Source organism: Streptomyces aureus (assembly GCF_001418135.1).
Lineage (GTDB): Bacteria > Actinomycetota > Actinomycetes > Streptomycetales > Streptomycetaceae > Streptomyces > Streptomyces aureus_A.
Genome location: NZ_LIPQ01000370.1, coordinates 1 through 7,903, shown reverse-complemented (window position 1 = coordinate 7,903; position 7,903 = coordinate 1). Strand labels below are relative to the sequence as shown.

At 73.7% G+C, this 7,903-nt stretch carries 7 protein-coding genes; 1 reads left to right on the top strand and 6 read right to left on the bottom strand.

Annotated elements, in window-relative coordinates:
* From AOK00_RS27645 to AOK00_RS27620, 6 genes are all read right to left on the bottom strand, one after another.
* The coding region (locus tag AOK00_RS27645) for an alpha/beta hydrolase (RefSeq protein WP_055602976.1) at positions 1-746 on the bottom strand (746 nt) is incomplete at its 3' end.
* Positions 743-2,320, bottom strand: coding sequence for an amino acid adenylation domain-containing protein (locus tag AOK00_RS27640; RefSeq protein WP_055602975.1), 1,578 nt, complete (start codon positions 2,318-2,320; stop codon positions 743-745). The genes AOK00_RS27640 and AOK00_RS27645, both read right to left, overlap by 4 nt.
* Complete coding sequence (locus AOK00_RS27635) at positions 2,304-3,503, bottom strand: acyl-CoA dehydrogenase family protein (protein WP_055602974.1); 1,200 nt, start codon at positions 3,501-3,503, stop codon at positions 2,304-2,306. The genes AOK00_RS27640 and AOK00_RS27635 overlap by 17 nt, the downstream gene beginning before the upstream one ends.
* Positions 3,500-4,915, bottom strand: a complete 1,416-nt coding sequence (locus AOK00_RS27630) for a TrpB-like pyridoxal phosphate-dependent enzyme (protein WP_055602973.1) — start codon at positions 4,913-4,915, stop codon at positions 3,500-3,502. Before AOK00_RS27630 ends, AOK00_RS27635 begins: the two co-directional genes overlap by 4 nt.
* Entirely contained in the window at positions 4,912-5,196 is a 285-nt protein-coding gene (locus tag AOK00_RS27625; protein ID WP_037640250.1) for a phosphopantetheine-binding protein, read from the bottom strand. The genes AOK00_RS27630 and AOK00_RS27625 overlap by 4 nt, the downstream gene beginning before the upstream one ends.
* A gap of 170 nt (positions 5,197-5,366) precedes the next feature.
* Entirely contained in the window at positions 5,367-6,050 is a 684-nt protein-coding gene (locus AOK00_RS27620; protein WP_254047522.1) for a thioesterase II family protein, read from the bottom strand.
* Positions 6,051-6,403: 353 nt separating this feature from the next.
* On the opposite strand from AOK00_RS27620, the gene AOK00_RS27615 reads away from it, so the two are divergent.
* Positions 6,404-7,834, top strand: a complete 1,431-nt coding sequence (locus AOK00_RS27615) for an aldehyde dehydrogenase family protein (protein WP_055602972.1) — start codon at positions 6,404-6,406, stop codon at positions 7,832-7,834.
* Positions 7,835-7,903: the final 69 nt, after the last annotated feature.

Sequence of the window (7,903 nt, the reverse complement as noted above, 5' to 3'; positions counted from 1 at the left end):
CGGATGCGGGCCATGAACCGCCGGGTCCGCGACGCGCTGCGCGAGCGCGGCCACGAGGTCGCGTACCACGAGCGGACCCGGCGGTTCATGGCCCGCATCCGGTCGTGGTCCTCGGTGCCGATGTCCAGGTAGAGGGCGGGCGGCGCGGTGCGGCTGTCCTGTCCGATCAGGCGGTACGGGTCGTAGCGCCGCCTGGTCTCGCTGCCGGGCGGGCCCCAGACCCGCTCGTGGCTCTCCACGGTGGGCATCGCGAACGCGGGGTCCGAGCGGAACGTGGCGTACGGGTCCCCGGTCCGCAGCGGCGCCTCGAAGGCGCCGGCGTGCGAGGCGACCGCTCCGAAGAGGTCGCGGTGCCGCAGACCCAGGAAGAGCGCGGCGGCCCCGCCCATGGAGAAGCCGCCGACCGCGCGCCCGGAGCGGTCGGCGCGGGTGTGGAACCGTGCGTCGACCGCCGGGACGAGCTCGTGGACGAGGTGGTCCTCGTACCGCAGTCCGGCATGGTCGTTGACGAACCAGCGGCGTCCGCTCTGCGGCAGGACGACGATGGTCCGGCTGTCCCTGAGCAGGTCGACGAGACGGGTGTTGACGAGCCAGGTGTCCTTGCTGCCGCCGTAGCCGTGCAGCAGGTACAGGACGGGGTGGGCGGGGCCGTCCTCGCTGTAGCCGCCGGGCAGGACGATGTTGACGCCCTTGTCGCGGCCGAGCAGCCGGCTCGGCCGGCGCAGGGTGAGCACGCGGGCGGTCACGCCGCCTCCTGGAGGGCGAGGGCGGCCAGGGCACGGCGGTCCGTCTTGCCGGTCGAGGTGCGGGGGAAGGAACCGGCAAGGTGGAATGCGGCGGGGACCATGTAGCGCGGGAGGGTCGCCACGCAGTGGGCGCGCAGGTCGGCGGGGTCGGGGGCCGCGCCGTCGGCGGGCACCACATGGGCCTGGAGTTCCTGGTTGCCGTCGGCGTCCGGGACGGCGACGCAGACCGCCTCGTGGACGTCGGGCAGGCGCATCAGGACGGCCTCGATCTCCTCCGGTTCGACCCGGTGCCCCCGGATCTTGATCATGTGGTCGCGGCGGCCGAGGTAGAGGTAGCCGCCGCCCTCGAGCGACCGGACGAGGTCGCCGGTGCGGTGGGTCCGGGCCGCTCCCCCGGCGACCTCGGCGGCCGGGGTGCGCCCCCAGTAGCCGAGCATCACCGAGTCGCCGGTGACGCAGAGTTCGCCCTCGGCGCCGGGCACGTCGGGGACCGGCCGGCCGTCCGGGCCGAGGAGCCGGGCGTCGGCGTACGGGCAGGGGCGGCCGATGGGCGGGGACGCGGTTCGGTCGGGGGCGAGGTCGGCGTCGGTGACCCGGTGGTGGGTGCAGACGTTGGTCTCGGTCGGGCCGTACAGGTTGTGCAGGGCCGCTCCCGGCAGCGCCGCGCGCAGCCGCCGCAGGTGCTTGAGCGCGAACGGCTCGCCCGCGAAGAGCACGGTTCGCAGCCGTGAACTCTCCAGCAGGGCACGGTTCTTGGCGTCGAGCATCCGGATGAGGGCGCCGGGCACCGAGTACCAGACGGTGACGCCCTCCTCGGCGACCAGCCGGTTGAGCGCGGGGCCGAGGGCCCGCTGGTGCTCGGGCACGAGGACGAGGCAGGCGCCGGCGCTCACGGCGGCGAAGACGTCGAAGACGGAGAGGTCGAAGTGGACGGGGGCGTGGGAGGACAGCCGGTCCTCGGCGGTCAGCCCGAACTCGGTCACGGTCCAGTCGACGAACGCCAGCGCGTTGCGGTGGGACAGCATGACGCCCTTGGGCGTGCCGGTGGATCCGGAGGTGTAGAGGATGTAGGCGAGGTCGTCGGGGCCGACGGCGGCGGGCGTGAACCCGTCGGGCACCGGCCGGTCGACGGCCTGGGCCCAGCTCGTCGACCGGAGTGCCGGGTCGCCGGACGGGCCGTCCTCGTCGCCGACGAGGACGGCCGTGCGCAGCGCGGCGGGAACGCCGTGCTCCTGGAGCAGGGCGAGCCGGGGCGCGTCGGTGACCAGGCAGCGGACGGCGCAGTCGCCGAGGATGTACGCGGCGCGGGCGACGGGCGTGGCCGGGTCGACCGGGACGTACGCGGCCCCGCACTTGAGGATCGCGTGGAGGGTCACGAGGGTCTCGGTCGACTTGCCGAACCACAGGCCCACCCGGTCGCCGGGGCGGACGCCCTGCTCGCGCAGGGTCGCGGCGAGCGCGGTGGCCGCCCGGTCCAGGCCGGCGTAGTCGGTGGAGCGGCCCCGGTGGCGGACCGCCTCGGCCGTGGGCCGGGTGGCCGCGGTGTGGGTCAGCAGCTCATTCAGCGTGCGCATGGCGGGCTCCTGCGGGGCGGTGGGACGCGGCGCGGGCGCGGGTGGTGAGGCCGAGCTTCTCGGCGATCACCAGTCGTTGCATGTCGGAGGTGCCGGAGGAGATCCGGGTGCCGAGCGCGTCGCGCAGATTCCGTTCGACGTCGGTGTCGGTGGTGTAGCCGAGGCCGCCGTACACCTGGAGGGCGTCGAGGAAGGTCTCGACGGCGGACTCGCTGGTGCGGAGCTGGGCCGCCTCGGCGTAGTGCGAGGCGACGTCCCGCCCGAGGTCCCAGGCGGCCCGGTGGGTGAGCAGACGGGCCTCGTCGAGCCGGATCCGCATCTCGACGATGCGGTGGGACACGGACTGGAACTTGCCGATGTTCCGGCCGAACTGCTCGCGGGTGCGCGCGTACTGGACGCAGTCGTCGATCTGGCGTCCCATGGCGCCGAGCAGCGGGGCCAGGATCAGCGAGCGTTCCCAGGCCATGGTGGCGGAGAGGATGCGGGAGCCCTGCTTCTCCGCGCCGAGCCGCGCGGAGAGCGGGACGCGGCAGCCGCTGAGGGTGATCTCGCCCCAGGGCGCGGTGCGCAGTCCGGCCTTCTCGTAGCGGGTCTCGACGGTCAGTCCCGCGTTGCCGCGCTCGACGAGGAAGGCGGTGACGCCGGTGAACCCGAGGGCCGGGTTGACGGTGGCGTACACGAGGAAGACGTCGGCGAGGGGCGCGTTGGTGACGAAGCGCTTGGCTCCGTCGAGGACGTAGTGGTCGCCGTCGCGGCGGGCGGTGGCGGTGAGGGAGAGGGCGTCGGAGCCGGATCCGGCCTCGGTGATGGCGTGGGCGCCGATCAGCCGGCCGTCGCAGAGTCCGGGCAGATAGCGGTTCTTCTGCTCCTCGTCGCCGAAGAGCAGCAGCGGGATCTCGGCGGCCCAGATGTGCGCGCCGAGCGCGATCATGAGGCCGTTGTCACGGCAGCCCTCGCCCAGGCCCTCCAGGGCGAGGGCGCAGGTCAGCGGGTCCAGACCGAGGCCGCCGTACGCGCGGGGCACGGGGAGGCCGAGGACTCCGGCGTCGGCGCAGCGCTGCCAGTCGCCGGGCTGGAGCGTCCCGGTGCGTTCCCGGGCCGGGAGGTCGGCGCCGAGGTCCCGGCCGAGCCGGCGGAACCGGTCGACGAGAGCGGTCTGTTCCTCGGTGGGGCTGAGGTTCACGGGCGGCCGCCGACCGGGTCGAGGGCGGGCAGCCCGGCCAGCGAGGCGGCGATGTGGCTGTCGGAGACCACGTGGTCCTCCAGGGTGCCCGCCAGGTACTGGTCGTACGCGGACAGGTCGAGCAGCCCGTGGCCGCTGACGTTGAAGAGGATGACGCGCGGCTGGTTCTCCTCGCGGGCGCGCACGGCCTCGTCGACGGCGCACTTGACGGCGTGCGCCGACTCGGGGGCGGGGATGAGGTTCTCGGTGCGGGCGAAGAACGCCCCGGCCTCGAACACGTCCTTCTGCCCGTAGGCCACGGCCTCCATGAGGCCACGGTCGTAGAGGGCGCTCACCAGCGGCGCGGCGCCGTGGTAGCGCAGTCCGCCGGCGTGCACGCCGGGCGCGACGAAGGTGTGGCCGAGGGTGTACATCTTCGTCATGGGGGTGGTGCCGGAGAAGTCGTTGTAGTCCCACGCGTAGCGGCCCCGGGTCATCTTGGGGCACGCCTCGGGCTCCACGGCGACCAGCCGGGTCGCGGCTCCGGTGCGCAACTTCTCGCGGTGGAAGGGGAAGGCGAGACCGGCGAAGTTGCTGCCCGCGCCCATCGCGCCGATGACCACGTCGGGGAACTCCCCGGCCAGCTCCATCTGGAGCAGGGCCTCTTCGCCGATGACCGTCTGATGCAGCAGGACGTGGTTCTCGCCGCTGCCGACGGAGAAGGCGCCGCGGGTCACGGTCCGGGCGTGTTCGAGGGCCTCGGCGTTGGCGATGGCCACGCTGCCGTCGCCGTCGGGCGAGGCGGCGAGCAGGGCGCGGCCCGCCTCGGTGGTGCCGCTCGGGCTGGGGATGACGCGGGCGCCGTTGAGCTCCATCAGGACCCGGCGGTAGGGCTTCTGCCGGTAGCTGCAGTTGACCATGAAGACGGTGCAGGCGAGGTCGAGGGCGTGGCAGGCCATCGACAGCGCGGTGCCCCACTGGCCGGCGCCGGTGCCGGTGGTGATCTCCTGGACGCCGGCCTTCTTGTAGTAGTAGGCCTGCGCGAGCGCCGAGTTGAGCTTGTGGCTGCCGGAGGCGTTGGCGCCCTCGTACTTGTAGTAGATGTGCGCGGGGGTGTCGAGCGCCTGCTCGAGGCGGTGGGCGCGGATCAGCGGCGTGGGGCGCCAGCGCTGGTACTGCGCGCGCACCGGGTCGGGGATCTTCACATGGCGCTCGGTGCCGACGCTGCCGCGGTACATGGAGAGCGGGATGTTGGCCCCGGTGGACCCGCGGTCCGCGGTCCGCGCGTCGCCGGTCGCGCCGGCGTCCGGCCGTGCGGCGGGCCGGGCACGGCGGACGTCGGAGGCCGGCACGTCGAGGTCGGCGAGGATGTTGTACCAGTGGGTCGGGACGTCGTCCTCGTCGAGCAGGTACTGGTTGCGCACGGCCCTCATGCCGGGGTCTCCGTCCGCAGGCCGGCGACGTGCCGGCGGACGAGCTCGATCAGGTCGCCGACGGTCTCCAGGTCGGCCTCCATGACGTCCTCGTCCTCGACGTGGCCGCCGAACTCGGTCTCGACGGCGAGCAGGAGCTGGAGCAGGTTGAGCGAGTCGAGCTGGATCATCGGCGAGTAGAGCGAGACCTGCGGACCGATGTCCTGGGGGTCGAGGCGGAGATCGAGGGCGTCGACCATGAGTGCGCGGACCTTCGTGGCCACGTCGTCGTCGGGCAGCATGTCGAAAGGCTCCTTGGAACAGGAAATACGTCGGGTCGGGATGGCTTCGTGCGGGCGGCGCCGATACGGCGCCGGACAGAATTCCCGCGGCGGCCGGCGGTCGGGTGCGCGGGGAAATCGAGGAAAGGACGGGGAAGCCGGGGGCTCCGGAGAGGGCAAGCGGGGGGGGATCAGTGCGGGCCGGCGAGAACGCGCGCGACGTCCGTGACGATCTCGCTCCCCTGCACGAGGGAGAAATGGTCGCCGGGAAAGACCTGCAGGGAGAATTCCCCGGACGTCGCATCCGACCAGGCGGCGGCGTGCGCGACGGGCACGCCCGGGTCCGCGTCCCCGACGTACGCCGTCACCGGTATGGTCACCGGCCGCGCCGCGGCGGGCCGGTAGGTCTCGATCAGGGTCAGGTCGGCGCGGAACGACGGCAGCAGCAGGGCCAGCAGTTCCGGCTCGGCGACCACCGCCGGGTCCATGCCGCCGAGCGCGAGCAGGCCCTCGACCATGGCGTCATCGTCCCGCAGATGGAGGTCCCGGCCGCCGCGGGGGCTCAGCGGCGAGCCGTGTCCCGAGACGAACAGGTGCCGCGGCCGGGCCCGGTACAGCGCCTCCAGTCGCAGGGTGACCTCGTACGCGAGGGCCGCGCCCATGCTGTGGCCGAGCAGCGCGACCGGTCGGTCGAACAGCGGCAGCAGCTCCCGCGCCACGCTGTCGGCGAGCGGACCCATGGCGCTGACGCACGCCTCGCCGAAGCGGTCCTGCCGCCCGGGGTACTGCACCGTGACGAGTTCCACGTCGTCCGGCAGGGCGTCGGCCCAGCCGTAGAACGCGCCGGCGGTGCCGCCCGCGTGCGGCAGGCACACCAGGCGGATCCTCGGCGCGGGCACCGGGCGGGGCCGGCGCAGCCAGCGCCCGTCCGGGCTTGCGGTATTCCGGGCACGTACCGGGCTTGGTATCACTGACGGCCTGCTTCCCTGGTCTTCCCGAACGGCCGGGAACTCACCCGTCCCGGCATTTCAAGCACCGCACCTTAACGCCTTTTCACGGGTCGTCACCACCCGATAAGGGCGGCAGTTCGACATACAGAATTCATCCAGTCCACGGGAGGCCGGGCTCCGTACATTGGTCCGCCGTCACGTCGTGAATTCCCTCCCTCCTGCCCGTTCGCCGGAGGAATTCAACTCATTCGATCCTGCCGAAAGAGACCCGTCACGCCATGAATTCCCTCCCCCTGCACCAGGTCTACGTCGACGGCCGGTGGACCGCCCCGCGCGCCACCGGCACGATCGCCGTGGAGAACCCGGCGACCCTGCGGATCGTCGGCGAGGTCCCGGACTGCGGCAGCGAGGACGTCTGGCGCGCGGTGGACGCGGCCCGCCGGGCGCTGCCCGGCTGGGCGGCGACCGGCGTCGAGGAGCGCGCGGCGGCCCTGACGGCGCTGCGCGAGGCCCTGGTGAAGCACCAGGACGAGCTGGCGGAGACCGTCACGCGGGAGATGGGGTCGCCGATCACGTTCTCCCGGCGCGTCCAGGCGGGGCTGCCGGTGCGCGTGCTCGACGGTTTCACGGCGGAGCTCGCCGCGGCCACGGCCGAGGAGCGGATCGGGCACTCCCTCGTGGTGCGCGAGCCGGTCGGCGTGGTCGGCGCCATCACGCCGTGGAACTACCCGCTGCACCAGGCGGTCGCCAAGATCGGTGCGGCCGTCGCGGCGGGCTGCACCCTGGTGCTCAAGCCGAGCGAACTCGCCCCGCTCTCCTCGTACCTCCTCGCGGAGCTCATCGACGGGATCGGGCTGCCGCCGGGCGTCTTCAACCTGGTGCCCGGCCGGGGCGCGACGGCAGGCGCCGCGCTGACCGTCGACGACGGCGTCGACCTGGTGTCCTTCACGGGGTCGCTGGAGGCCGGCCGGGAGGTCGGCGCGGCGGCGGCCCGTACGGTCAAGAAGACCTGCCTGGAGCTCGGCGGCAAGTCGGCCACGCTGGTCCTGCCGGACGCCGACCTGGCCGCAGCGGTCGAGGACGGGGTCCGCAGCGCCCTGCACAACGCGGGACAGACCTGCACCGCCCGCACCCGGCTGCTGGTGCCGCGGGCGCGGCTGGACGACGCGCTGGACATCGCCCGCACGGTCGTCGCCGGCTACCTGCCGGGCGACCCCGAGGACCCGGCGACCCTGCTGGGCCCGCTCGCCTCCGCCGGGCAGCGGGAGCGGGTCCTCGGCCATCTGGCGCAGGCCGCCCGCTCGGGCGCCCGTCGGATCGCCGGCCAGGACGCCGCGGCCGCGCTGCCCCCGACCGGCCACTACGTGGCGCCGAGCGTCTGGGCGGATGTCAGCCCGTCCTCGCCGCTGGCCCGCGAGGAGGTCTTCGGACCCGTTCTCGCGGTCATGGCGTTCGAGGACGACGACGAGGCGGTGTCCCTCGCGAACGGCTCCGACTACGGCCTGGCCGCGACCGTCTGGTCCGGCGACCAGGACCGCGCCGTCGCCGTGGCCCGCCGGCTACGGGTGGGCCAGGTCGACGTCAACGGCGCGAAGTTCAACGCCGCCGCTCCGTTCGGGGGTTACAAGCGGTCCGGCATCGGCCGGGAGCTCGGCCGCCACGGCATCCAGGAGTTCCAGGAGGTCAAGTCCCTCCAGCTGCCCGGCTGAGCCCGCCCGGCGGATGCCTCCGGACCGAGGCCCGCCGGCTGATCCCGCCCGGCGGGCCTCGGTCCGGAG